This is a genomic window from Vibrio sp. 10N.222.48.A3 (assembly GCF_041475345.1).
Lineage (GTDB): Bacteria > Pseudomonadota > Gammaproteobacteria > Enterobacterales > Vibrionaceae > Vibrio > Vibrio tasmaniensis_A.
In genome coordinates, this window is record NZ_JBFRVX010001744.1 from 1 (window position 1) to 538 (window position 538).

A 538-nucleotide genomic window follows, 5' to 3' on the forward strand; every position below is an offset into this window, starting at 1 on the left:
CGTTCTATCGACTGACATCTTTAAACAAGTGGTAGGGCAACAGAATTTCTCTATGGGTGCAGTGACCAGTATTTTATTGCTATTGCCTGCGTTGCTTGCGTTTACTGTGGATCGCTGGGTTCAAAAGAAACAGAAGAGCTTGTTTGATACTCGATCCGTCGCGTACCAACCTGAACCAAACACTCTACGTGATGGCGTGTGTTTGCTCTATTGCACCATCATCTCTGCTGCTGTGGTTATCGTGCTAGGCATGGCGATATACGGTTCTATGGTCACGTTCTGGCCTTGGAACAAAGCACTCACCTTGAATAACTACAACTTCGCAGAAATGAGTACTTATGGTTGGACGCCGTTTTTCAACTCTCTAACGCTGGGTGCATGGACTGCTATTATCGGTACAGTGTTGATTTTCCTTGGTGCATATTGCATTGAGAAAGGCAGAGCATTTGGTCCTGTTCGTCAAGCAATGCAGATGCTCAGTGTGGTACCGATGGCTGTTCCGGGTATGGTGTTGGGCTTGGGGTATATCTTTTACTTC

1 pseudogene is annotated in these 538 nt (G+C 46.3%); it reads left to right on the plus strand.

The window, feature by feature from the left end:
* Nucleotides 1-538: pseudogene (locus AB4653_RS28720) on the plus strand (putative 2-aminoethylphosphonate ABC transporter permease subunit); the annotation flags it as partial.